The following is a 24,840-nucleotide window of genomic DNA, read 5'->3' as shown; positions in this document are numbered from 1 at the left end:
TATCTTGCAAGACATGTCAGAGGTTTAAGGAAACGCGGGTATTATGGGTTCCGTCCCTTCGACCTTCACTTCAGGCAAGTGTGCTTTTATCCGCGCCTCAATATCGGCAACGCGTTTTTTTGGCACATCGGCCAGAACGAGTAACTGGCCAGCCTCGATTGCCTCCTCAAATTGCTTGACCCTGGAATTGGCCGTGCTCACGCCTATCATACTACCCGCCCATGCGCCTACTCCCGCCCCTGCGAGAGTGCTGCCCAACAGAATTCCGCCTGCAATGACCGTCGAGGCGGGGGGAAGCGCGATGGCGACCAGTCCGGCGAGCGCACCCGCTGTTCCGCCCAGTGCAAGTCCACGCTCCACTGCAGGAACAAAATCGCTCTTCTGAAGCAAGCTGGCTTCGGGCAGTTCTTCCAGAGGAGTACCGCGCTTCGCCAGCACGTGAATGTGTCGTTCTTCGATTCGCGAAAGGAGTAGCTCGTCGACGATACGTTTGGTCGTGGTTAAATCGGGAACAAGAAAGTAGATTCGTCGCATCATGATCTCCTAAAAATTGTTCACAGATAAATCATTCAGGGCGGAAATGGCAGAGACGCAAACCAGCCTGATTTCATCATAGGACGGCTCAAATGAAAAAGCAAACCATCGCAGAAATTCTCAAGCGAGACGCAACCACCGCTAAAAAGAAGTAACGGAATTTGAAAACTGACGGATTCCTGAGCATACTAGCCTTGCTGATCAAAGTACGAAGACGGAGCGAACTACATGGAAACAATCAAAACACGTGCAGCGGTTGCATGGGGACCGGGCCAACCGTTAACTATCGAAGAGCTTGACCTGCTGCCGCCACGAAAAGGCGAAGTACTCGTTCGCATCGTAGCCACCGGCGTTTGCCATACGGATGCATTCACCCTGTCGGGGAAAGATCCCGAGGGAAAGTTTCCGGCGGTTCTCGGTCATGAGGGTGGCGGCATCGTCGAGGCGCTCGGCGAAGGTGTCACGAGTGTTGAGGTGGGAGATCATGTAATCCCGCTCTACACCCCTGAATGCGGCGAGTGCAAGTTTTGCAAATCGGGTAAAACCAACCTGTGCCAGGCTATCCGGGCCACCCAGGGACAAGGGCTTATGCCCGACGGTACGACACGTTTTTTTAAGGACGGGAAACCCATTTATCATTACATGGGCACCTCGACCTTTTCGGAATATACGGTAATACCTGAAATTTCATTGGCCAGAATCAGTAAGGAGGCACCGCTGGAAAAAGTATGCCTTCTCGGTTGCGGCGTGACGACAGGTCTGGGCGCTGTTGCCAAGACCGCGAAGGTGAAGGCAGGCGATACCGTGGCGGTTTTCGGCTTGGGCGGCATTGGCCTGGCCGTGATTATCGGTGCGGCCATGGCCCGGGCCGGGCGCATTATTGCAATCGACATCAATCCCGGCAAATTCAAAATAGCACGTCAACTGGGTGCCTCCGATGTCGTGAATCCCAAGGACTACGACAAGCCGATTCAAGACGTGATTATCGATATGACCGGCGGAGGCGTGGATTTTTCGTTCGAATGTGTCGGCAATGTCAAGCTGATGCGTTCTGCCCTTGAATGCTGTCATAAAGGCTGGGGAGAATCCGTGATTATAGGCGTCGCCGGCGCGGGTGAAGAAATCTGCACACGCCCTTTTCAACTGGTAACGGGGCGTGTATGGCGCGGCTCGGCATTTGGCGGCGTAAAAGGCCGTACCGAACTTCCCGGCTATGTTCAACGCTATCTGGATGGAGAATTCGAGCTCGATACTTTTATTACTCACACTATGGGCCTGGAAGATATCAATAAAGCGTTCGACCTCATGCACGAAGGTAAATCCATTCGCACGGTTATTCATTTCGATAAATAAGGCCAGGGGTTTTACCCGAGGCTGAAGGTTGCTTTTAAGGATAGGGATATGCCGGAACTACAGCTTCTCTCGTCGCACCGCTCATTCGATGGGTCGCAAGCGCGTTACAGACACGCTTCGAAGTCTTTGAATTGCAACATGAACTTTTCTATTTATCTTCCTCCTCGGATATCCTCCCCGCTGGGCAATCGCGGGCAAGTGCCGACCGTTTACTGGCTATCGGGATTGACCTGCACCGATGAGAACTTTGTCACCAAAGCCGGAGCCCAACGGGTCGCGGCGGAACTCGGGATTGCGCTTGTCATGCCGGATACCAGCCCACGGGGTGAGGGCGTAGCGGATGTTGCGGATGCGTATGACCTGGGGCTGGGCGCCGGTTTTTACGTAAACGCAACCGAGGAGCCCTGGCGCAGCCATTACCGCATGTACGACTATATCGTGGATGAACTACCGGCCCTGGTCGAGCAGCATTTTCCGATTAACGAGCGGCGCTCGATCTGCGGACACTCCATGGGGGGCCACGGCGCGCTCATGATTGCATTGCGAAATCCTGTACGCTACCGGTCGGTATCGGCTTTTTCACCTGTGGTCAACCCGACCACCAGTCCTTGGGGGAAGAAAGCGTTCAGCCATTACCTGGGCAACGATATGAAAAACTGGCAGGCTTATGACGCCACGCTACTGATTGAGGCCGCACACGCATCGGAGCATCTGCCGATATTGATCGATCAGGGCGATGCGGATGAATTCCTGGCTGAGCAACTGAAAACCGAGCGGTTCATTGCCGCCTGTGAAGCAGCACACTATCCCGCACAGATCAACATGCGAACGGGGTACGATCACAGCCACTTCTTTATTAGTACATTTATCGAAAACCATCTGCAGTTTCACGCTCAGGCATTGCGTAGTTGATCGAGTAATCAATGGATTAACGGGACGGCAGTTCGGCAGCGTCAAGCGGCTTCCTTCGTTTATTTTTGATATCTGCGTACATTACGACAGTTGACCGCCCACTTCCTATTTGTTAATTAAGTACTATCGCTGAAAAGGATTTTTCTACCCACAAGCTTCACCTTTCTGGTGAGCTCGTTACGGGGCGGATGGCGGGAAACACAGCAACGCTAACCCGACTTTCGCTATTCGCGCCCTGAAACCACTATTTTCCATTGATTTTTGACGCGGCCTCTGCGGTAAGTCGTTGATTTTGCTTTTGGGTGTACTGTTAAAAGCGTGAAAGTCGCTGTAATGAAGACCTTGGTCCTTGGCAACGGGGGAGCGAGTTCTTAAACTGGGTGCATGTTCCTCAAATGCACACGACGGACCAAGGATGGCAAGACGCACCACTACTGGAGTGTAGCGGAGAACCGACGTCTGTTGAATGGCAAGGTGGTACAGCGTCAGGTGCTATACCACACGTTGCGCTTATAAGTTGAGAAAGAGATAGGAGTTCAATAACGTTTAATGAAACTTTCTGCCTTCTTGCGTCGTGCCATAAACCTGACCAACCCCAGCCCTATGAGCATCAAGGCATAGATTTCTGGTTCCGGAACAATGCCTATGCAATCACTTGTCCATTGTTATTGAGCCCCCTGGCTTCCGTTAGAATCCATCCCTCGGGCAGATCCACTAGTGAATTAAAGTTCATCATCCCCATTCCATCTGGACGGTGATGAAGGCACGGTCAACACCTGTAGACGCTCCTGTAGCTATGCTAGAACCGGCCCACCACTTGGCCCACATCGTTGATGTCATTAGGAAGCTGAAATCCCGCCTAACGTGCTAAGCACGGTCACTGCCCCGGTATTGAGGTATGAGGAAGGAGCGCCGTTCTAGGGCGAAAACGTGAGTAACAAGGCCGAGGCCGGTAATCAGGGCTGCGGCCCGAATGAGGCTGCAGATTTTGAAGCGATGGCAAAGTGTCATGGCACCCTCCAACAGGTGGCGTTTAGCATTCATTGCTTCAACTTAGGTGATGGAATTTAAGCTATCAAAGCAATACGCCTATACCCACTGCGTTGGCCATAGGTTCCATGAAATGTAGTAAAAGGGAACTATTTTGCTAACGGATTAATAGTAAGATGCCATTTCTTGAACTACAAATAAACAAGAATGACGAAAGAATATGGCTGACGTTCTAAAACTTCTAACAAAATGGCATCCCGAAGATGATCCGATATCGAGAGAGCAAGCAGATGTACTAATTTCGATAGTCGGGGAGCGCCTAACTGAATCGGCAATGGAAGGCTTCCTGATTGTGTGTTGCCGCTTTGTAGATGAATATGGAAATCATCGAACTTCCGAGTTGGAGAATATTTTCAGGACTCATACAGAAGCGGGAAAACAAGCTCTCGTCGCAAGCTTGGAACATGTGAACAGTTGGGTTGGCGGAATGGAAGCATATGAGCGAAATTACCCAGTTACCGTCAACCCTTCCAATCCTGCGTTTCCACTTTTTAAAATCCTTAAAATTGAAAACCTAGCGCCTTCTATTTTTAGAATCCTAAACTCAAAAGGAATGGTAGATCCAAAGGAAAGTCTCATAGATTACATCTCTCGAACTGGTAAGTTACCAGCGGTACCCAAACAAACGGAGCCTGTAAGGCGGATCAAACCTGACTTCCACTGGTGCTCCTACGACAAATGGGAAAGCCCTGAGCAGACACGAAATGCACTGCAAATTCTCTCAGAATGGAGTGATTGTCAATTACGCGCCACGATCATGACTGCGGGCTTAGGAGAATCATGTTATGTGGCCTTCAATGGTGATAAATCTGACCCAGCAGATTCCAAATTACGCTTCTACAAGTATTTTTATGAACCCATTAGCCAGGATCATCCAGAATTCGAAGGGGGTGGACTGCAGATAGGTGTTGAGGGGGCACCAAAGGTTCAACTCCTCGAGCTCTGGGACTTGGACCATGGCCAATGGAAGGTAATTTGGAAAAGATAGTTCGTCTCCGTTGCCTAGGGAAGCGCTGATCAAATAGCTGCTTCCAGATCTGTGGAGGCTGGTTGCTGTTTTTTTAGCGCAAACCAACCGACAATTCATTTCCCGGTCCTATTTCATTGCCGAGTTGCCCTGTTTTTCTGTTTCATCGTCCGCTCTGGACAATAGCGAACGGATTTCGCCCCTCAGATATTCCCATCTGCCGTGATCCCCGCTTGTATTCCTCACTGATGTAGCCCGCATCGCCAAAGATGACTTCGTCTTGCGCAAGCCAATCGCTGAAAGTTGAGATCATCGCTGTCTTTCGACGGTGAAGCGGCACCATTCGTGACGGAATACATAATGCTAAATCAATAAAATAAGTAGAGACGGATCCTCTTCTGTGGTATGCTATTGACATTATGAGTAGAAGAGGGAATGCGCTGGTATGGCAACGAACCGTGCGACACCCGGTGGGTGACATAACCTTGCGCAACCAGGAAAGCAGGCTGTATCTGGCGTGGCAGTGGATTTTTACTCGGGCATCGTGGTGGGCTGGTCGATGAGCAGGCCGTACTTGTGGCGCTGTGGCAACGCGGGGGGAAAACCAAGGTCATCCTGCGTTCGGATCGCGGCTGTCATTTTACCAGTGACGAATACCAGCGCTTCCTACAGGGACACAATCTAATTTGCAACATGAGTGCGGTAGGCAGTTGTGTCGACAATGCAGCAGCGGAAAGCTTCTTTGGCGTGCTCAAGCGCGAGCGAATATATCGCTGACAGTATCGAACCCGGGCTGAAGCGGGGACAGATATCTTCGACTATATCGAGCGATTCCATAACCCAAGAAAAGGAAGGCAACTGGAAATGCGTCAGCAGTATGCTTTAGGCTTAACCAAACCGCCCGTAAAAATTGGATAAAACCCCAAGTTTGAAATGACAGAAAAATATTTTTTTCGACACACATTCGAAAAAATATGGCATCATGGATTTAAAGCACTATATATGGTAATTATAATCACTTCAAATACTACATTTAGCGGGTTAGTCTTAACTTATAAGATCCAACAAGCAGAATACTTTCCACGGAGTTGGAGGAAGCTATGAGAAGATAATCGGCTCATTTGACGCGGCCCCTCGGTCAAGTGAGCAAATTAAGACCCCCGATTAGCATAAACCTTCCACGGTGACTAATCAGGGGTCGGTAGGGGCCAAAAATCCAATATTTAAAGTTGGCTTGCGCATACTGTGTATGAATTTGACTTACTGGTCAATAGACAATATCGCGACCGTTTCATAAGGAACTGAAATGAAGAAGCAAAATAGTGGCAGCAATAAAATTGGACGTGATGCAGGTACTGGACGGTATATCCCAGTTAGTGAGGCAGAACGTCGCCCTAAGACAACTGTCGTAGAAAAACGTACGCCCCCTCACTCAGGAAAGAAGAAGTAAATAAATGGCCCTACTTCGGTAGGGCATTTATTTGGCACGCCCGCCCGCACAAGATTGAAATCGCAGAATATTTGTTTTAACTATACGATGCTCCACATTTTCTTGGATATGGCACAACGCTTAATGCGAGTTTCAAGGAATTAGCTGAACGCATTACCAAAGGCGATCCGCTCACATTCCTAATTTATTTAGGATTATTACTCTCCTCCATATCTGGTCAACTTACGGACGAGATTCTCGCTTCCTGTATAATTCTTGATCTTTGCACTTTCAAAGGCTCCTATGGAAGCGGAACAGCTTAACGACATTGCCCATCAACTCGTGGATCTCGACAGCCGGGCAGCAGCATTGCGGAGGTATCTTTGACTTCGATAACAAACAAACACGGCTGAACGAACTCACCCGGCTGACGGAAGACCCTGCGATCTGGGACGACAACAAGCGCGCCCAGGAATTGGGGCGTGAGAAAAAAATGCTGGAAGGTGTCGTCATTAATCTGGAAACGGTCGGTCGGCAGTTACATGATGCGCGAGATCTGTTCCAGATGGCAAAGGAAGAGAATGACGACGCTACGCTGCACAGTATCGAGCACGACATCAGCCGATTGGAAAAGACCGTGGCGGAAATGGAGTTCCGCCGCATGTTTTCCAACCCCATGGATCACAATAATTGCTTCGTGGATATTCAGGCCGGCTCCGGCGGCACTGAAGCCCAGGACTGGGCGGCAATGCTGGAACGCATGTATCTGCGCTATTGCGAGCACCGCAATTATAGTGTGGAGGTGATGGAGGAGTCGCCGGGCGAAGTCGCGGGTATCAAGAGCGCAAGTCTCAAAATTTCAGGCGATTATGCCTATGGCTATCTTCGCACAGAGACAGGCGTTCACCGGCTGGTGCGAAAATCCCCGTTCGATTCGGGTAATCGACGCCATACATCCTTTGCCAGCGTGTTTGTTTATCCTGAGGTGGATGAGACCATCGAAGTGGAAATCAACCCCGCTGATTTACGGGTCGACACTTTCCGCGCATCCGGCGCGGGTGGCCAGCACATCAACAAAACGGACTCGGCCATCCGGATAACCCATAATCCCACGGGTATCGTAGTGCAGTGCCAGAGCGGCCGCTCGCAGCACCGCAATCGCGCAGACGCGATGGCCATGCTGAAATCGCGCCTGTACGAGGCGGAACTGCGCAAGCGGCATGACGAGAAACAAGCGATAGAAGACAGCAAGACCGATATCGGCTGGGGACATCAGATCCGCTCTTATGTGCTGGATCAGTCTCGCATCAAGGACTTGCGGACCAATATCGAAAGTGGCAACACACAGGCCGTACTGGACGGCGGGCTGGATGATTTCATCGAAGCCAGCTTGAAACAAGGCATATAAGGAGAGCTGACAGTGACGAATGATGCTTTAGAGGAAAGTCCGGGCGAATCCCTCGATTCGCTTAACGCGGAGACGAGGCTCGTCGAGGAGCGCCGCGCCAAGCTGGATCTGTTGCGCAAAACAGGTAACGCCTTCCCGAACAATTTTCGTCGCGACGATTTTTCGTCGGATCTTCACCGGCAATATGGCGACCATTCCAATGAAATGCTGGAAGCGGCGCCAAAGGTTGTAAACGTCGCGGGACGAATGGTATTGAAGCGCGTGATGGGCAAGGCAAGCTTCGCCACCATCCAGGACATGAATGGGCGCATCCAGCTTTATATCGCCAACGACGTCGCCGGCATCGAGGCGCATGACGCATTCAAGCATTATGACCTCGGCGATATATTGGGCGCCCAGGGGATGCTTTTCAGAACGAGAACCGGTGAGCTTTCCGTTCGCGTCACGAATTTGCGGCTGCTCACGAAATCATTGCGCCCTCTGCCGGAAAAATTTCATGGCCTGGCCGACCAGGAGCAAAGATACCGTCAGCGCTACCTAGACCTCATCACTAACGAAAACAGCCGTAGCGTTTTTGTTACGCGCTCCCGGGTCATCCAGTCCATTCGTGAGTTTTTGGTCAGGCATGGCTATCTGGAAGTGGAGACGCCAATGATGCACCCGATTCCGGGCGGCGCCGCGGCACGGCCTTTCATCACTCATCACAACGCGCTGGATATGCAACTGTATCTCCGCATCGCGCCGGAGCTTTATTTGAAGCGCCTGGTCATCGGCGGCATGGAACGCGTATTTGAAATCAATCGAAGCTTCAGAAACGAAGGGATTTCCACCCGGCATAACCCTGAATTCACCATGCTGGAATTCTACGAGGCTTATCAGGACTACACATACCTCATGGATTTCACCGAAACAATGCTGCGGGAAGTCGCGCTAAAGGTGCTGGAAACAACCAAAGTCATTTATCAGGGGCGTGAAATTGACCTCGCACAACCGTTCGAGCGGCTTACCATTACCCAGGCGATCCGAAAATTTCATCCGGAATATACCGATTTACAACTCGGCGACCGATCCTTCCTGGTCAAGAAACTCGAGGCGCTCGGAATCGCTTACAAACCTGCGGACGGCATCGGCGGGCTACAGCTTGCCTTATTTGACGAAACCACCGAGCATTTACTGCTTGAGCCAACCTTCGTCGTTGACTATCCAGCCGAGGTTTCGCCGTTGGCACGGCGTAACGATGCAAATCCCGCGATAACCGACCGGTTCGAGCTCTACATTGCCGGCCGCGAAATCGCCAACGGGTTTTCCGAATTGAACGATCCGGAGGATCAGGCTGCGCGCTTTCTCGAACAAGCCGATGCAAGAGAAGCGGGAGATGCCGAGGCCATGTATTATGACGCCGACTTTATTCGCGCGCTCGAATACGGCCTGCCACCCACCGCAGGCGAGGGTATCGGTATAGACCGCCTGGTAATGCTCTTCACCGATAGCCCGAGTATTCGCGACGTGATTCTGTTTCCGCAATTACGACAGCAAGATTGATTCGGATTAAAGGAATAGCTTATGCAAATACACGCCTACCAGCTTAGGTATCCGCCACTGATAAATAAACAAGGGACATGTCGTCAGAAATATTTGAATCAGTTTATGATTTGTTAAGCTTCATGTAATCGGTTTAATAAGCCAATCAGTTGACAAGCTTGGACCCTCAAATTGTCGATTGCCAAGCCGATTAAGATGTGGTGTCAACCCAAGCCCATATGAATATGGTTTGGTACCGTTGAAGCCAAAGCTGCCTCGTAACTCGCTGGTTTCGTTGTACGTAGCAATTAGTGCATCGATTTGCGATGAAGACAGTTTTTCAATACTCGGTAAAATTTCTGCTAATACATTTCCAGCATTCCAACTCGGGCAGTTGTGGAGCGCGTTTATATAAGCATTGAGGGCTTGGCCGTTCTTGATTAGGATCTTCATAAGATCTACCACAACTGCTGGCCATGTGCTGGAAAGTGCTTGAAACTTCCCAATGAATCCATAAGGATCTTTGCCTAATCTCACCGGAATAATCGGTACTCCTCTAGCAACTGCATAACCGACTTCTTGGTCTGTCCAAACGCTGTCGTGGAAACCCTCAGTCATGAGTGCGACGAACCCATCCATGCTGGCAAGAGCGTTCTCGATTTCTTCCTGCCATGCCTTTGTGGGATGGATATCATTGTGGGCCACAAAGCAGGATATGCCAAACAACCGGAGTCCATCTTTTACGGTGGTAGTTTCTTTTTTTACCTCTGTTTTGTGGCTTAAGAATAAACGGAAGCTGGCATCCCCCCAGATACGCTTGGTCGCGTCAGGAGGGGCCTGCCGTTTTCCATCTATGAGTAATCCCGATTCATTACGCCATTCTTGATTCGCAGCGTCCTCCATTTCGAGGAAAGCCCTTGCAATAAACTCACTATGGACGTTATGGAGCTTATTAAGGTCTGCTGTAATTTGGTCTTGAATGTCGCTTTTTTTCTCAACGTAACTCAAGAACAGTTGCTCTGGGATAATTAGATAAAGTGCATGTCCGTAGGTATTTCCATTCCAATTATCACTATCCTCGGTCCATCTCTCATGAATTCGTATCTGTGCATTGACGATGATTTCCTGAAACTGCCGTTTTCCATTTTGTGCATAAAATTTCGACAATGCCGCCAGATAGCGCTCAATTTTTTTGGGGAGTTCGAAGTTAAATTCTTGCTTACTCATGTGATAGGGTCATTTAGGTTTATCGCATTACTGCTTGAGAATAATCTACTTACCTTTAAACCGAGACGAGTCATTCGCCCGGGATTTGTAGACAATTTCAGCAGGATATCTATCGGTTCATTTCCTAATTTATTTCCTAATTTATTTTCTAATTTTACCGTATCGATATCCAATCCAATAATCATCGTTGTACTGTTGGATAAGAAAGATAGTCAACCATATAAACTGTTTACTTTCTTGAAATTTGGACACTTGTTCATCACGCTTCTTTTCATAGTCCTTCCTGTATGTGATAACGTCCTCTATCACATACAGGGAATATGCTGGAGATATTCATGAACCAGCTCATCACTCCGCCGTCATTATCTGCTCCTCCGACTTGGAATACGAAGCAGAGGCTGTAATAATGCCGTCCGGCCGATTCTCTGCCAACGCCTTGGCAAGCAGGGTATTATGCCTGCTACGCTTGACAGACTAACGTGTAACCTTGTTTCGGCCAGCACGATTCATGGCAACCAACCCCATGATGCTAGGGAAGATGGCAATGACTGCGGCAATCAGATGGATCGGCACGTTATTCACCCGGTGCGCACCGCCTCGCGGCATTTGCCTTGGTGATGCTGCCGTTGACATGGGATTACTCATCTTCTACTCCTCGAAGACCAATGCCCCAACAGGAGCGATGCTGCCGTTATTAGTCAGGTACGCACGTGTCAACAGGTAATCGCCGACTTTAAGCGTGATGCGCGAGAAGTCCGCTGCACTGGAATGAACAAGCATATAGAGAAGCTCGATTCCGGCGAATGCCAGTAGGTATCCTGGGCATTTCGGCCGTCTGGGCAGCAGGCTTTGGCGGATAGGCCGAGCCAAAACTGTCGTTCTCAAAAATAGCGCCAATGCCTGTTGTCCTGAGCTTGAATTCGACTACCGCCTACCCTTCTGCGCGCAGCTTTTCCACCAGAGTGCACCAAAATCCGCTAGTGCGGATTCAATGACATTGAACTGCGTCTTCGCTGGTGGATAAAGCTTCATCAGTTGACCAACCGCATCCGTTGCTATTTTCTCGTTATGAAAGGAATAGCTCTGGTCCTTTCTCACGAGTAGATTGCCTGCGCAAGCGCCCGAGGTTGCGCTTAAGAATAGGATAAAAAGTATCCGCATTTTTTATCTGCCTCGTTTGATAGTAACGCGATCCCCCGGAGCCGGTAATTCACCTGCACTTGTTCTTCATCGGAAGACAACCCGCCATCCTTGCCCACCATCAACAGGATGGGCGCGCACTTTTTTACGCCTGTCGAGCATACCCTAACAGGGTATTGACAATATACCCCATCAGGGTATATTATTTTGCCATGGACTGCTTAATTGGCGCTGGATTTCCCGCAGCGACGGTGGGAAATCATATGAAGTAATTGAAGCCGACAAGTAGAAACAAGCCATGTATTGGATAGGGCAAGCGCGGCGAAATTGCGTTATGGACGTCTGAAAACTCAGAAGTGCGACGATGACGAATAAAGCCTCTCATCTGAAAGTCAAAGGCATGCATTGCACGGGTTGCGAAGAAACCATTGAGCATGCTGTGAATCATCTTCCTGGCGTGGAGAAGGTAAAAGCGGATTACGTAAAGCAGACTGTCGATATCGAGTTCGACGGCAAGCACATCAAGGAAACCGATATTCGCAAGGCAATCGAAGAAAAAGGTTATGGGTTTGAAAGCGCCTTCCCCGACGCTTCAGGCCAGCATCTGCGAAATGGACTCATTTTCCTGTTCTTCCTGCTGATAGTCGGCGGGGTTACCTTCTGGGGCAAAAGCATGATGCCGGGGTTGGTGGGGGAGATGAACCCCAATCTCGGGCATGCCATGTTATTTTCCATCGGGTTTTTTACGGGTTTCCATTGCATTGGCATGTGCGGCGGCTTCGTGGTCGGCTACGCAACCGCAGGTGGTCCTCAATCCGCAGCTTCCACCGCAATGCGCCACTTGATGTACGCAACCGGCAAGACAGCCTCTTACGCGGCCATTGGCGGCACGTTAGGCTTGCTGGGCTCGGTCGTGACCTTCACCCCTTACATGCGGGGCATCATCAATATTGCGGCCAGCCTCTTTGTCATCATCTATGGTCTGAAAATGCTGGATGTGTTTCCGGTGCTGCGCGGTTTCACCTTGCGTTTACCTCATTTCTTGACCAAAGGCGTCGCGAATGAACTACGAGGCCATCGCAGCCCTCTCGTCATCGGGCTGTTGAATGGATTCATGCTGGGTTGCGGTCCTCTGCAGGCCATGTACATCATGGCAGCGGGTACTGGCAGTCCCCAGGAAGGCGCTACCATGCTGCTCTTCTTCGGTCTGGGTACGCTGTTGCCGCTCCTGAGCTTCGGCCTGATGGCCAGCAGCGTGTCCCGCAGCATCATGCGCCAGTTGGTGCTTGCTTCCGCAATTCTGGTTATCGCCATGGGTCTGATGATGGCGGATCGAGGACTCAAGCTGACGGGGTCCGGCTATGACTTTAACTCGCTTTCGTCCCGCTGGCAGCAGGTAAAGCCCGCAGATAATCACCTCGAGCCGAGCGATGCGCTCAAGCAGCGTTGAACGCATCCATTTGCCGAGTTTATCAATGAACCTAAATCCGGTAGTTGACCGCTCATTTAATAGATCAATGCTATGATTAATAACAATATTTCATATTATTTGACGCTCACCTTCCGGGCGAGGGCGCTACGGGGTGAATTGCACTTCACCCCGTCCAACTACCGGATTTAGGTTAAATCTTGCGATGCGAGGTATCCATGCACTCTCTTGCGCTTAAGCAAATAGAATTGCCGATCGAAGGCATGACCTGCACCGCCTGTGCGGCCCGTATTGAAAAAAACCTCAATAAGCTCCCGGGCGTACGTGCTGCGGTCAATTTTGCCAACGAGAAAGCGCGGGTTGAGTTTGACGCCGCCACGACCCAGCCTGAAGATCTGGTCCGCTCGATCGAGAAAGCCGGGTTTCACGTGGTTCCACAATCGGTGCAACTGCAAATCACGGGAATGACTTGCGCCGCGTGCAGCGGCCGTATCGAAAAAGCGCTGAATAAACTGCCGGGTGTCACCGCTACCGTCAATCTCGCTACAGAGATTGCCCACGCCAGCTTCAGCCCTGGCGCGACCGCGGTGGATGACTTGATCGCCGCGGTTGCCCGGGCGGGCTATGGCGCCAGCGAAATCAGCGATACCAGTCGCACCGAGGAGAAAGCACGCAGGCTTGCCGCTTACAACGCGGAACTTCGCGTGTTCTGGATTGCAGCTGCGCTCAGCCTGCCGCTATTGCTGCAGATGGCGCCCATGCTCTGGGGAAGCGGTGCCGAACTGCCGCGCTGGCTGCAATGGCTGCTGGCAACGCCGGTACAGTTCTGGGTGGGCAAGCGCTTCTATACTGCGGCATGGAATGCGTTACGCGGCGGCGGAGCCAACATGGATGTGCTGATCGCGCTGGGTACCAGCGCAGCATACTTTTTCAGCGTAGTGGTAGTGGTGCTGAGCCTGGATCAGCACGTCTATTTCGAGGCAAGCGCGGTCATCATCACGTTGGTTCTATTGGGTAAACTGATGGAAGCCCGCGCCAAGGGCAAGACTTCGGCGGCTATTGAGGAACTTATCAGGCTGCAGCCCAAGATTGCCCGAGTGGAGCGCAACGGCGAGATCATGGAAGTGGACGCCAGCAGCCTCAAGCAGGGAGAAGTGTTTATCGTTCGCCCCGGCGAGAATATGCCGGTGGATGGCATCGTCATTGAAGGCGCTTCCAGCGTGAACGAGGCGATGTTGACCGGCGAAAGCCTGCCCGTTACAAAACAGGCGGGCGCGAAAGTATACGCGGCTACCATGAATCAGCAGGGGTTGCTTAAATGCCGCGCAACCGGTGTCGGCGCTCATACCCAACTTGCGGCCATTATCCGTCTCGTTGAGGAAGCGCAGGGTTCCAAGGCGCCTATCCAGCGATTGGCCGATACGATTTCAGGCGTGTTTGTGCCGGTGGTAGTCACACTCAGCGTGCTGACCCTGGTACTCACCTGGTGGCTGGCCGCAGATTTTGTGCCGGCTCTCATTAACGCTGTAGCGGTGCTGGTTATTGCCTGCCCCTGCGCATTGGGGTTGGCTACGCCAACCGCAATCATGGTGGGTGCGGGACGCGGAGCGCAAGCCGGCGTGCTGGTAAAAAATGCCGCTGCGCTGGAACAGGCCGAAAAAATTCAGGTTCTCATTGTGGATAAGACCGGAACGCTCACCGAGGGTGCGCCCGCAGTGACCGATATTGTTACGACAGGAACGGTTGCGGAACACGATTTGATGCAAACCGCCGCAACACTGGAGCAGGGCTCGGAGCACCCTCTGGCAAAAGCCGTGATAGAGCATGCCCGCCGCATGGGTATCCAACCGCAGGCAGTGAGCAATTTCAGCGCCGTCACCGGCAGCGGTATCACTGGCTGCATCGATGGCATCGAGTATCTTCTCGGCTCGCCCCGATTTCTGCACGAACATGGTGCGCTGTCCGACGAAAATTCGATAGCCATTCTTCAGGCAGAGGGTAAAACCGTCGTGGGCCTGGTCATGATGACCGCTGCAAATAACGCGGCGCCTGAAGTTCTCGGCTACCTCGCCATCGCTGACCGGCTGAGGCGTACTTCGGCACAAGCGGTAGCGCGGCTGCAGTCGATGGGTATCGAAGTCGTGATGCTCACTGGCGACAATTCCGCCACCGCAGCCGCCATTGCCAGACAGGCGGGCATTGCCGCTTACCGTGCCGAGGTGCTGCCTCAGGATAAAGCTGCCGAAGTGGGCAGAATGAAGGCGAGCGGTAGATTTACCGGCATGGTGGGCGATGGCATCAATGATGCACCGGCGCTGGCCGCGGCCGACGTGAGCTTCGCTATCGGAGCGGGTTCCGACGTAGCGATCGAGGCTGCCGACATCACACTCATGCGCAATGACCTGATGAGTGTGGCCGACGCCATCTCGCTTTCGCGCGCAACGCTGGGGAAAATCCGCCAGAATCTGTTCTTCGCCTTCATCTATAACGTGCTGGGGATACCGCTGGCGGCGATAGGATTGCTTAATCCCGTGGTCGCAGGTGCGGCGATGGCAATGAGCTCGGTATCGGTGGTAGGCAATTCGCTGTTGTTGAAACGGTGGCGAGCCGGCGCTTGAGCAGCTGATCGATTCACTTAACGCATTCACTTAATCGGAAGGAGTACGAAAATGCAAACGGAAGTCATAAAAATCAAGGGAATGACCTGCATGGGCTGCGTCAATAGCGTGAAGAGCGTGCTGGAAAAAATTCCTGGTGTGGGCAGTGCGGATGTTTCTCTCGAACAGAAACAGGTGACTATCCAGTACGACGCCGCCACTACTCAATCCAGCCAGCTCAAGGACGCTATCGCGGGTGCCGGTTTTGAAGTCGTCAACTAGCAAGAAGCCGTGCCATGCACCGCAGACGGTGGTGCAACCGGATAAGGAAGCGCTGATAAAGCGGCTCAACCGCATCGAGGGGCAGGTACGGGGCGTCAACAAAATGATATCGGAAGATCGTTATTGCGTGGACATCCTGAACCAGGTCTCTGCGCTGCAATCGGCACTTGATGCCGTGGCCATGCTGTTATTGGAGAACCATACCCATGGATGCATGCAAGGCGCCATCAAATCAGGCCAGGGCGATGAGGCAATTGATGAGCTGATGGCGGTAGTGCGAAAATTTGCACGGTAGGGGCAGCAAAGCTGCGGGATTTTGGTTGATCTTACTGTGCATCCGGCTAAACGAACTAAGCGAACTAAACGAACGGGTAGAGAACACAATGATACGAGTTGTCCTGATCGCTTTTTTGTTTTTTGCCGACCATGCTATCGCCACCGGGATTTCCCCGGTTGACGTGCCCGACACGATGGCGGAACGGGTAAAGGCCTGCACTGCCTGTCATGGCAAAGAGGACAAACAGGGGAGAGACGCATACTATCCGCGTATTGCCGGCAAACCGGAGGGCTACCTGTTCAATCAGCTGCGCAATTTCCGTGACGAACGGCGCCACTATCGGCCCATGGCGTTGCTGCTTGAAGGTTTGCCCGATCAATACCTGCGCGATATGGCGGCCTATTTCGCTTCGTTGAAACAGGCTTTTCCCGCACCCGAGCCGCTAAAGTCGTCGCCTGCCGAAGTTGAGCTTGCCCGCAGACTTATTACTCAGGGCGACCCCAGCCGTAAAATTCCCGCATGTGTTGAATGTCACGGCAAAGATCTGATGGGAACGGAGCCTTTTATTCCCGGCCTGCTGGGTCTGCCGCGGGTCTATATCATCGCCCAGTTCGGTAACTGGCAGAATGGCGGAGCAATGCGCGGAGAAACTCCCGATTGCATGTCCGAAATCGCAAAACAGCTCACGACCAGCGAGGCGAGCGCCATTGCGGCATGGCTGGCCGCGCAACCGGTTTCCGAAGCCCTCTCAACGCACGCGGCAAGCCCGGCGGCAGCTCTCCACAGTAAACTGGCTATGCGCTGCAGCAGCATCGTCCTCCCGTCCGGAGGGTTGCAATGAAACGTATTCTTTCGGCTGCTGTGCTTGCCGGGCTGACAGGCCTCGGCATTTTCATGGTACCGGCAAGCTCCTCATCTGTTCCTGCAGGCGTAGAAACACCGTCGGCAAAGACAGATGGCATTACCCGGCAAGCACAACAGCAACTGCAGGCACGAGGCGCCTATCTGGCGCAGGCCGGCAATTGCATGGGTTGCCACACGACACAGGGTGGGCGACCCTACGCGGGGGGACACATCCTCGACACGTCTATCGGGACATTCATCACGCCTAATATTACTCCAGATCCGGAAACCGGTATTGGACTCTGGAATGAGGAGGACTTCTGGCGGGCACTGCACGATGGCAAGGCACGCAACGGCAGCCCTTTATACCCCGCCTTTCCCTATACGGAATATACGAAGATCACGCGCGAGGATTCCGATGCAATCTTCGCCTATCTTCAATCACTTCCCCCTGCTCAGCAGCGCAATCGGCCGAACCAGATCCATTTTCCTTTCAACCTCCGTCCGCTCATCTATATCTGGCGCGCCCTTTACTTCGAGCAAGGCGTTTATCGGGCTGATGAGGTAAAGAGCGATGAATGGAACCGGGGCGCCTATCTGGTGCAAGGACTCGGCCACTGCAACGCTTGCCATACCGCCCGAAACCCGTTCGGCGCAAGCCAGGGTGAACTATTCGGGGGAGGACAACTCATGGGCTCGAACTGGTACGCTCCCTCTCTGACATCCCTGCAGGAGGCCAGCACTTCCGACTGGCCGGTCGAGGACATTGTCCAATTACTCCGGACAGGCTTGTCAAGCCGCGCAATCACAACAGGACCGATGGCGGATGTCGTCAGTCAAAGTCTTCAATATCTGACGAAGGAGGATGCCTATGCCATGGCTACCTACCTGAAGTCACTGCCTGAAACCGATCCACGCTCCAGAGGGATAGCCCCTGCGCTGACGGAAGAAGTCGACAGACTGCTCCGCCAAGGCGGCGAGATCTACGAGACGCACTGTCAGGATTGTCATGGAAATCTGGGGCAAGGCGCACCCGGCGCTTATCCGGCGCTGGCAGGCAACCGCGGCGTCACACTGGCCTCCCCGATCAATGCAATCCGCAGTATTCTCAATGGTGGCTACGCACCGGTCATCGCAAGCAATCCACGACCTTATGGCATGCCACCGTTTGCGCAGATCCTTCGCGATGATGAGATTGCGCTGGTCTTGTCTTATATCCGCAATGCATGGGGTAATCGGGGCACCCTGGTTACGGCGGCTCAGGTTGATCGGAGCAGGAAGGGTGCGCAATGAATATCGCAATGAAAGATTGTGCCAGCAGCGATTGTGCCAGCAGCCTTTATTATCCGTAATGCGTCGGCACTACGCGTTGGTACTACGGAGCATCAGTGATGGGCATTAAACCCGGATAATCCATTAGACGGCTCTGCGAGCCTACGCGAGTGCTGGCGGTCAGTTTGCGGCCATTTTTGCCGCTTGCTCGGCGTCCATAGGCTAAGCTATGGACTTCTCCCAACCGGCAAAACTGTCTCGCAACCTGCCTCGCCATCATCTCGCGTCCTAATGGATTATCCGGGTTAACGACTTATTTCAATTATCGAGGAGAATCAAGATGAATAAGTTCATATCCACCATTCTGTTTGGATCTGCTTTTGCTTTTACCTTTGCTATTGCCTTACCTGCCGGAGCCCATACCGAAGAATATTTCGATTCCAAAGAGTCGGCTCACGGTGGGCAAACGCGCATGGCCGGACCGTATCATCTGGAGCTTGTCGCCAAGGATAAGGAAATCGTACTCTATGTAATGGATCATGCCGACCGTAATCTCAGCACCGAGGGCGGTACAGGCAAGGCAACCGTTCAAACCGGCAAGGCCAAGAACAAGATCTCGGTCAAACTGGAACCGGCGGGTAATAATTTACTTAAAGGAACGGGAGACTTCGTCGTTTCACCAGAATCGGTGGTAACCGTATTCGTTGAGCTACCGGAACAAGAGGTAACCGCCGCCCGCTTCACCCCACTCAAGCTCAAAAATAAAACTATCACGAAAGTCCACAATGGCAAACCTGTCGCAGATAGGCAAGGCGCCAGCGCCAGCGCATTTTGAACCTACCTTTACAACTGCAGAGTGCTGCTCATGGATGGCGGCATCTCTGCAAATAACGAGGGTTCGGCGGCTACCGAGCCATGAGTGTTTTGGATCGGAAGATAATGATTATGCATTATTCGGCCGGTTTGCACCGTGGAGTTCACTGTGAAAGCCTGCAGTGCCCAAAAAAATCTACCCGCAATAACCATTGGCCAGAAACCAGTTCATCGCATCTTCAAGCGCTTCCGTCGCTGGCCGGTACTGGTAACCCAATTCACGTATGGCCTTGTCGCTGGAGTAAAACATCTTTTGTTTGGCCATCCGCACGCTGTCCACTGTCACGCGCGGCTCGACATTCGTGACCATTGCCATTTTTTCCATTAACCAGGCAGCGGGGAGAATCATCCTGACGGGAAGGCTGACCCGCTTTTTCCGCTTACCGCCAATCGTGTCTATTGCCTGCAATATCTGCAGCAATGTCATGTTTTCGCCCCCCAGGATATAACGCTCTCCTGGTTTTCCATGCGCGTAGGCCAGCAGGTGGCCCCGGGCAATGTCATCGGAATGCGCGACGTTCAAGCCGGTATTCACATAGGCCGGCATGCGGCCGCGCAAAGTGTCAACGACTATACGCCCCGTCGGCGTCGGCCTTATGTCGCGCGGCCCCATCGGCGTAGACGGATTCACTATCAGCAAATGCAGCTTATGCTCATCGGCCATCCGCTGAACGACTTGTTCCGCCATGAATTTGGATCGCTTGTAGTGCCCATTCATGGCCAGGAGACTCGAGGGTGTGTCTTCATTTGCAGGGACGCCGTCCTGGGTCGTTCCCAGCGTCGCCACGCTGCTGGTATATACCATGCGTCTCATTCCCGCTTCCGCGGCAGCCAGGATCAGCGCCTGAGTCCCCTTTACGTTGATGTCATACATGGTTTCAGGATTCGGCACCCAGAGCCGATAATCGGCGGCAACATGAAATAAATTATCGCAACCCGCGACCGCACGTTTCAGTGATGGAGCAGAGCGCAGATCTCCTTCCGAGATCTCAACAGGTAGTTGATAAAGATTTCTGCGGTCACTCCCCGGCCTGACCAGGCACCGCACCTCGTGACCTGCGTTAAGCAAACAGCGCGCGACTGCCGAACCGACGAATCCATTCGCACCTGTAACCAAGGACTTCAGCATGGCTGACCTCCGGTCAGCTCGGTGGACTCAAAATTTATAAGCGACGTTCGAAACTGCATTGTTGCGGTACTCCACAGCTTTTACACCCCAGGCCGATTTCAGACCGGACGATTGAGGGTGTAATTCAATAATAGATAACGCAACGAAATGAAAAGATCAAAGCACACTCACCTATCTGCATCAATACATCCAATACAAAAACAGTCCTCTGCCTTGCGCTCACACACGCCGTGTCGTAAGGTATTTCTCCACGTCTTCCTTGCTGAAACCCAGGGCAGCGGCCACACGGTCGGCATGGCTTACCGTGGACACACCTGGAATTAAACGATAGGTGGGCCCTTCAGGAAGAAACTCGCCCTGAAGGTAACGGCCCATTCCCCTTTCCTGCAGGCGTTCGCATAACTCGTGGTTATGCGTAACAAGCAGTGTGCTTGCTCCAAGCTTGTAAAAGCCTGCGAGGACATACTCGGAAAGCTCCATTTTCTCTTCGAACGTCGTCCCCTCCGACAACTCATCAAGCACGACGAGGCTGCCAGCCGTAGCGCTGAAGAAAATCTCGCGCGTTCGCTTCAGTTCATGGCCAAAGCGTCCTATACCTTCGTCCAGATGTCCCGGATCCGGCACCTGATAAAAAATACGTTCCGCCAGAACCAGTTGTGCCGCGGTTGCGGGAATGTAACAACCGATCTGCCCCAGTAGCTGAATCTGAACCACTGTTTTACAGTAAGCGGTCTTGCCGCCGCTATTTGGCCCCGTGATCACCAGTAGCCGCCCGGTATCGTCCAGTAAAATGTCGTTTGGCACATAGTCGGGATTGGCTTTGGCAAGCAACGGGTTCCTGGCTTGAGCAACATTCAGGAAATGGCGCTCGCGGTCCAATATCTCCGGCAGGACCATCTTGCCGCCAAACGTGAGTGAATAACGGCGAAATGACAAAAGCTCATCGATCATTCCCAGCGTATCCAGCAGACGCGCCAACTCGGGGCTGTTCTTGAATAGCTTGCGCAGCGGATATATGACTGAATCGCGGTCGGACGCGGCAATGGCAATCATGAGGACCGGCAGCACCGGTACCGCCAGCACGAGTATTCCGTAACCCAGGTAAGAAATGCCGAAGCCGGCCAGCAAGCCCTGAAAGAAATAAAGCGCTGCACCTATCGCACCCAATGCCCCGAACATCGGAAGGGGTTTAATCATCGATGGTCTAAAGCGCGGGATTGGCAGATAAGGTGGTTTTTCGTCCCTAGTCTTGAGCTTCCCGTCCACGGAATAGACCGGTCCGTGCATCAGGGAATAAGTACGCGTGTTTCCAAAATCGCGAATCGCGTCGAATAAGCCCTGCAGATATGTGCTCTTCGGCTGTGGCAGGGTTTGCATTGCCTCGACCATATCGATGACAAAAGCAGTACCATCGACGAATTGATGATAACCGTAACCGCTGAATTCCATTTCATCTTTACCGGCCCTGGAATTAGCGATGGCGAGCCCGCCGGTAAACGTACCGTAGAGCAATTGATGAAGACATTGCTCTCCCCCCGCCATGGTTTCCACGAAATGCTGCAAAGCGTTGCAAAGGCCGGGATCCGATTCCAGCTCGCGCAATGCCTCATGTTTTTCCCGCGTCACTTCGGCATCGATCCCTGGCTGGGCCAGGGATCGGTAAAGTACCGACTGCCCGGCATGGGTGATGGCATGGTTAAGCGAATCAAATAATTGGTCCGTTTCGATTGCGCTAAAAGTTTTTGCGTCCAGCACGCCTTTGACGGCTTCCGTCGGGCGGCTGTCTCGAATGCCCGACGGCCTGTCGCCAGTCGAAAGAATAGACGACTGACCCCGGTATGTATCAGATACGGCTGGCTCATTCATGGTTGGCCTCGGTAGCCATCAAGCTACGTATATTCGATTTGAAGATACAACGGCACGGCTACAGGCGCCGTGGAAGATCACGCCCGTTTCCGCTTGAATTAGGCCGATATGCCCAGGTAAATAAATGGTCGACGATATGTTACGGAGAATTCGAGCTGGAGTTTTCCTGCGTTCGTTGCTGCGAGCTTACTCGATAAAGCATGGTACTGCGATGGCCTCAACCGCAAATGCAGTTCCTGGCGGAAAGCAGATTCAGGCACCCGAACAACACAATGTAATGGCCATTAATGCGTCAAAACGACTCGCAACTTCTCCTTTCGAGAAAATCTAACACTCAACCACTTGCGCGTCAACGCAGGGAGGGAGTCCGTAGTCAAAAAACCTCATTTAAAAAGGGGTTTGAAGAGGTTATTGCACCAATGCCTGGTTTACCTCCCTCAAGTCATCCTCGTCCAACTCTCCTGCCTCGGCCTCCAATCTCAATCTTGACATGAGAAAGTTATTTCGCGCCTGGGCGAGATCCCGGCGGGCCGAATAATACAGCTGCTGAGCATTTAATACGTCCACCTCCGTTCTAACGCCGACCTCCTGCCCGAGCTTGGTTGAATCCAGCTGGCTCTTGCTCGATAGCAGCGCCTGTTTCAGCGCTTTCACCTGGGCGATACCGTTGGTAACATTCAGATACTGCTGGCTCACTTGCAGCACGCTGTTGCGCCGAGTATTGTTCAGCTCCTGGAACACCCTTTCCTGGATAGCCAGGGCTTCACGCACCTGCGATTGCACCGCGAAACCCTGAAATATGGGAAAACTGACCTGAATCCCTATTTCTTTTGAGGAAAGATTAATTGGCCGGCCGGTGATTGTACCGCCGACACCTTTCTGGTCGCTGTATATGGCGACCAGGTCCAGCGTGGGATAATGCCCTGCCTTGGCTCGTTCCACATCCTGTTTTGCGATTTCGTATACCGATTGCTGTACTTTCAGGGCGAGGTTATTCTGTTCAGCCACGGTAATCCAATCCTGCATGTTTGCGTACTTCAGGTTAAGCAACTCGTAAGCAGTGTCTTTCGGGCGTACGAGTTCATCGGGCATATGCCCAATGATCTGTTGCAGAGTGCGTTGCGCCACTTCCAGCTGGTTCTTGGCGGCGATTTCCTGGGATGTGGTCAGATCGAAACGGGCCTGGGCTTCGTAAGTATCGACGATAGTCGTCGTGCCCACCTCGAAGTTGCGCTTGGCCTGCTCCAATTGCTCCGAAATTGCTTTTTTCTGAGCCTCCGCGACCTCCAGATTCACTTGCGCGGTGAGGATATCCAAATACGCCTGGGCTACCCGGAGTATCAGATCCTGTGCTGCAATGATGAACTGCGAGTCCGCCTGAGCAACCTGAAGCTTGGATTGTTCATAGATTACGAAATTTTCCTTGCGATAAATGGGCTGGGTTGCCGTGATCGTCACACTCTGGTTATCGATGATCACTTCAGACGGCCTGACCGCTCCGACAGCCGCAGCCGTAGTGGTACTTCCGATATCTATGAATTGTCTCCGCTTCACGAACGCAAGCGAGAGGGTGGGAAGCAGTCCGGCCCGACCCTGCGGCAGCCTTTCCTGCGCCGCCATGTGAGCAGCACGCGCCGCGCTATATAGCGCGTCCTCTTCCAGCGCTTGACGATAGATTTCCATCAGATCGGCTGCGTGGAGTGGAGTATGTAAAGCTGCTCCTGCAATCAATAACGCACAAATATATTGCGGAATTTTCACTTTGATTCCAGATTGTCTAACTCTTGGACGAAAAAAGAGCTATCGACCGATTGGACGCGGTTGAGCTAGATCAGCCAGGCGGACTTGTAATTCATGGGATTGGGCCGTAAGATCAAAATGTAAATCTCTCGGGCTGCATCGCGTTCTTGAGTGGGGAAATACAGGTTTCAAACAGGCCGACTGTATTATATACGCCTGCATTTTCCTTTTGGACCACGCAAGTGACGAGCACGGCTTGCATGACAGGTGCGTCGCCTACCACCGCGAACAGACGTCCACCGGTTTTGAGGCTTTTTTGGAAAGCCTCCGGCAGAACCGGAGTCGACCCCGTCAGCACGATCACATCGTAAAGCCCATGCTGAGGCCAGCCACGGGCAGCATCTCCATTCTCCAGGATTACATCGGTGATTCCGTGCGCCCGGAGATTTTTTTCCGCAATGGCTTTCAGTTCCGGCACGATTTCCACGCTGCAAACAGACCCGCCTTTGGCTGCCAGCAATGCAGTCAGATACCCGCTGCCGCTGCCCACCTCCAGAATCCTGTCGGTTTTTTTTACCTGCAATTCCTGCAAGATCCGCGCTTCCATCTTTGGGGCAAGCATGACTTCACCGTATCCAAGCGGAATTTCCATATCCACAAATGCAAGAGAACGGTAAGCCGCAGGGACGAATTCCTCACGCCGCAGCTCGAATAATAATTTGAGAACTTCCTGATCCAGCACGTCCCATGTACGAATTTGCTGTTCTATCATGTTAAAACGATTTTGCTCAAGATCCATGTCCAGCCTTATATAAAATATCATCCCAGACTTGCAATTATTCCACATTTCCATTAGCTTCACAGCAGCAGCTAGGGGTCCTTTCCGGAAACACCGGAAACTGGTGAGACAGTCCCTTACTACCTGACACGGATAATGCCGCCGTAGGGAAGCTGGGATGTGACTAATCCCGCTTCTTTACCGCGCTAAAGG

Annotated in this window: 22 protein-coding genes, 1 pseudogene and 1 riboswitch; of the genes and pseudogenes, 13 read left to right on the top strand and 10 right to left on the bottom strand. The window is 52.4% G+C overall.

Going from position 1 to position 24,840, the window contains the following annotated elements:
* Positions 1-24 precede the first annotated feature (24 nt).
* Entirely contained in the window at positions 25-534 is a 510-nt protein-coding gene (locus BLP78_RS07645) for a DUF1269 domain-containing protein (RefSeq protein WP_090458109.1), read from the bottom strand.
* Positions 535-762: 228 nt separating this feature from the next.
* On the opposite strand from BLP78_RS07645, the gene BLP78_RS07640 reads away from it, so the two are divergent.
* Positions 763-1,887, top strand: coding sequence for an S-(hydroxymethyl)glutathione dehydrogenase/class III alcohol dehydrogenase (locus BLP78_RS07640; protein WP_090458108.1), 1,125 nt, complete (start codon positions 763-765; stop codon positions 1,885-1,887).
* A gap of 48 nt (positions 1,888-1,935) precedes the next feature.
* A complete protein-coding gene (gene fghA, locus BLP78_RS07635; RefSeq protein ID WP_090458106.1) occupies positions 1,936-2,799 on the top strand; it encodes an S-formylglutathione hydrolase in 864 nt (287 codons plus the stop codon).
* A 536-nt stretch (positions 2,800-3,335) separates the two neighbouring features.
* Here the strand turns inward: fghA and BLP78_RS07630 are convergent.
* Positions 3,336-3,440 carry a PEP-CTERM sorting domain-containing protein gene (locus tag BLP78_RS07630; RefSeq protein ID WP_371128868.1) on the bottom strand — a complete coding sequence of 35 codons (105 nt, stop codon included), beginning with the start codon at positions 3,438-3,440 and terminating at the stop codon, positions 3,336-3,338.
* 569 nt (positions 3,441-4,009) lie between these two features.
* Between BLP78_RS07630 and BLP78_RS07625 the strand changes: the two genes are divergently transcribed.
* The 4 genes and pseudogenes from BLP78_RS07625 to lysS all read left to right on the top strand — a co-directional run bounded on the left by BLP78_RS07625 (position 4,010) and on the right by lysS (position 9,195).
* On the top strand, positions 4,010-4,837 hold the full coding sequence (locus BLP78_RS07625; protein ID WP_090458104.1) for a hypothetical protein: 828 nt from the start codon (positions 4,010-4,012) through the stop codon (positions 4,835-4,837).
* 449 nt (positions 4,838-5,286) lie between these two features.
* A pseudogene (locus tag BLP78_RS07620) lies at positions 5,287-5,734 on the top strand (DDE-type integrase/transposase/recombinase); the annotation flags it as partial.
* Positions 5,735-6,548: 814 nt separating this feature from the next.
* Positions 6,549-7,653 (top strand): peptide chain release factor 2 gene (prfB, locus tag BLP78_RS07615; RefSeq protein WP_143002914.1). Its coding sequence is split into 2 segments (ribosomal slippage): positions 6,549-6,629 and positions 6,631-7,653, totalling 1,104 coding nucleotides; the frame shifts between segments, so codons are not numbered across the junction.
* Between the two features lie 12 nt (positions 7,654-7,665).
* Entirely contained in the window at positions 7,666-9,195 is a 1,530-nt protein-coding gene (gene lysS / locus BLP78_RS07610; RefSeq protein WP_090458103.1) for a lysine--tRNA ligase, read from the top strand.
* Between the two features lie 120 nt (positions 9,196-9,315).
* Here the strand turns inward: lysS and BLP78_RS07605 are convergent, their stop codons facing one another.
* From BLP78_RS07605 to BLP78_RS16245, 4 genes are all read right to left on the bottom strand, one after another.
* Positions 9,316-10,401 carry a toll/interleukin-1 receptor domain-containing protein gene (locus BLP78_RS07605; protein WP_090458101.1) on the bottom strand — a complete coding sequence of 362 codons (1,086 nt, stop codon included), beginning with the start codon at positions 10,399-10,401 and terminating at the stop codon, positions 9,316-9,318.
* Positions 10,402-10,875: 474 nt separating this feature from the next.
* Positions 10,876-11,046 (bottom strand): hypothetical protein, encoded by a 171-nt coding sequence (locus BLP78_RS15555; protein WP_176752817.1) that lies wholly within the window; start codon positions 11,044-11,046, stop codon positions 10,876-10,878.
* Between the two features lie 3 nt (positions 11,047-11,049).
* Positions 11,050-11,181 carry a hypothetical protein gene (locus BLP78_RS16250; protein ID WP_143002913.1) on the bottom strand — a complete coding sequence of 44 codons (132 nt, stop codon included), beginning with the start codon at positions 11,179-11,181 and terminating at the stop codon, positions 11,050-11,052.
* 144 nt (positions 11,182-11,325) lie between these two features.
* A complete protein-coding gene (locus BLP78_RS16245; protein ID WP_090458097.1) occupies positions 11,326-11,562 on the bottom strand; it encodes a hypothetical protein in 237 nt (78 codons plus the stop codon).
* 343 nt (positions 11,563-11,905) lie between these two features.
* Between BLP78_RS16245 and BLP78_RS07590 the strand changes: the two genes are divergently transcribed.
* The 7 genes from BLP78_RS07590 to BLP78_RS07560 all read left to right on the top strand — a co-directional run bounded on the left by BLP78_RS07590 (position 11,906) and on the right by BLP78_RS07560 (position 19,076).
* Complete coding sequence (locus BLP78_RS07590) at positions 11,906-12,991, top strand: urease accessory protein UreH domain-containing protein (RefSeq protein WP_090458095.1); 1,086 nt, start codon at positions 11,906-11,908, stop codon at positions 12,989-12,991.
* A 197-nt stretch (positions 12,992-13,188) separates the two neighbouring features.
* Positions 13,189-15,588 (top strand): heavy metal translocating P-type ATPase, encoded by a 2,400-nt coding sequence (locus tag BLP78_RS07585; RefSeq protein WP_090458093.1) that lies wholly within the window; start codon positions 13,189-13,191, stop codon positions 15,586-15,588.
* A 51-nt stretch (positions 15,589-15,639) separates the two neighbouring features.
* Positions 15,640-15,849: a heavy-metal-associated domain-containing protein gene (locus tag BLP78_RS07580; protein WP_090458091.1), complete on the top strand. Its 210-nt coding sequence runs from the start codon at positions 15,640-15,642 to the stop codon at positions 15,847-15,849.
* Positions 15,833-16,144, top strand: a complete 312-nt coding sequence (locus tag BLP78_RS07575) for a metal-sensitive transcriptional regulator (protein WP_371128866.1) — start codon at positions 15,833-15,835, stop codon at positions 16,142-16,144. The genes BLP78_RS07580 and BLP78_RS07575 overlap by 17 nt, the downstream gene beginning before the upstream one ends.
* Before the next feature lie 88 nt (positions 16,145-16,232).
* On the top strand, positions 16,233-16,967 hold the full coding sequence (locus BLP78_RS07570; RefSeq protein ID WP_256330161.1) for a c-type cytochrome: 735 nt from the start codon (positions 16,233-16,235) through the stop codon (positions 16,965-16,967).
* Positions 16,964-18,262 carry a c-type cytochrome gene (locus tag BLP78_RS07565; RefSeq protein WP_090458090.1) on the top strand — a complete coding sequence of 433 codons (1,299 nt, stop codon included), beginning with the start codon at positions 16,964-16,966 and terminating at the stop codon, positions 18,260-18,262. Before BLP78_RS07570 ends, BLP78_RS07565 begins: the two co-directional genes overlap by 4 nt.
* 319 nt (positions 18,263-18,581) lie before the next feature.
* Positions 18,582-19,076: a hypothetical protein gene (locus BLP78_RS07560; RefSeq protein WP_090458088.1), complete on the top strand. Its 495-nt coding sequence runs from the start codon at positions 18,582-18,584 to the stop codon at positions 19,074-19,076.
* A gap of 174 nt (positions 19,077-19,250) precedes the next feature.
* Here BLP78_RS07560 and hpnA read toward each other — a convergent pair whose 3' ends face one another.
* From hpnA to BLP78_RS07535, 4 genes are all read right to left on the bottom strand, one after another.
* Complete coding sequence (hpnA, locus tag BLP78_RS07550; RefSeq protein WP_176752815.1) at positions 19,251-20,243, bottom strand: hopanoid-associated sugar epimerase; 993 nt, start codon at positions 20,241-20,243, stop codon at positions 19,251-19,253.
* A gap of 219 nt (positions 20,244-20,462) precedes the next feature.
* Complete coding sequence (locus tag BLP78_RS07545) at positions 20,463-22,109, bottom strand: MutS-related protein (RefSeq protein ID WP_090458085.1); 1,647 nt, start codon at positions 22,107-22,109, stop codon at positions 20,463-20,465.
* Between the two features lie 408 nt (positions 22,110-22,517).
* Positions 22,518-23,792 (bottom strand): TolC family outer membrane protein, encoded by a 1,275-nt coding sequence (locus BLP78_RS07540; RefSeq protein WP_090458083.1) that lies wholly within the window; start codon positions 23,790-23,792, stop codon positions 22,518-22,520.
* Between the two features lie 190 nt (positions 23,793-23,982).
* Positions 23,983-24,672, bottom strand: a complete 690-nt coding sequence (locus tag BLP78_RS07535) for a protein-L-isoaspartate O-methyltransferase family protein (RefSeq protein WP_256330160.1) — start codon at positions 24,670-24,672, stop codon at positions 23,983-23,985.
* Positions 24,673-24,711: 39 nt separating this feature from the next.
* Positions 24,712-24,815, top strand: a riboswitch (TPP riboswitch).
* The last annotated feature ends 25 nt before the right edge of the window (positions 24,816-24,840 follow it).

The organism is Nitrosospira sp. Nsp1 (assembly GCF_900100985.1).
Lineage (GTDB): Bacteria > Pseudomonadota > Gammaproteobacteria > Burkholderiales > Nitrosomonadaceae > Nitrosospira.
Note: the sequence above shows the minus strand (reverse complement) of the source record. Positions and strands in the feature narration are given on the sequence as shown.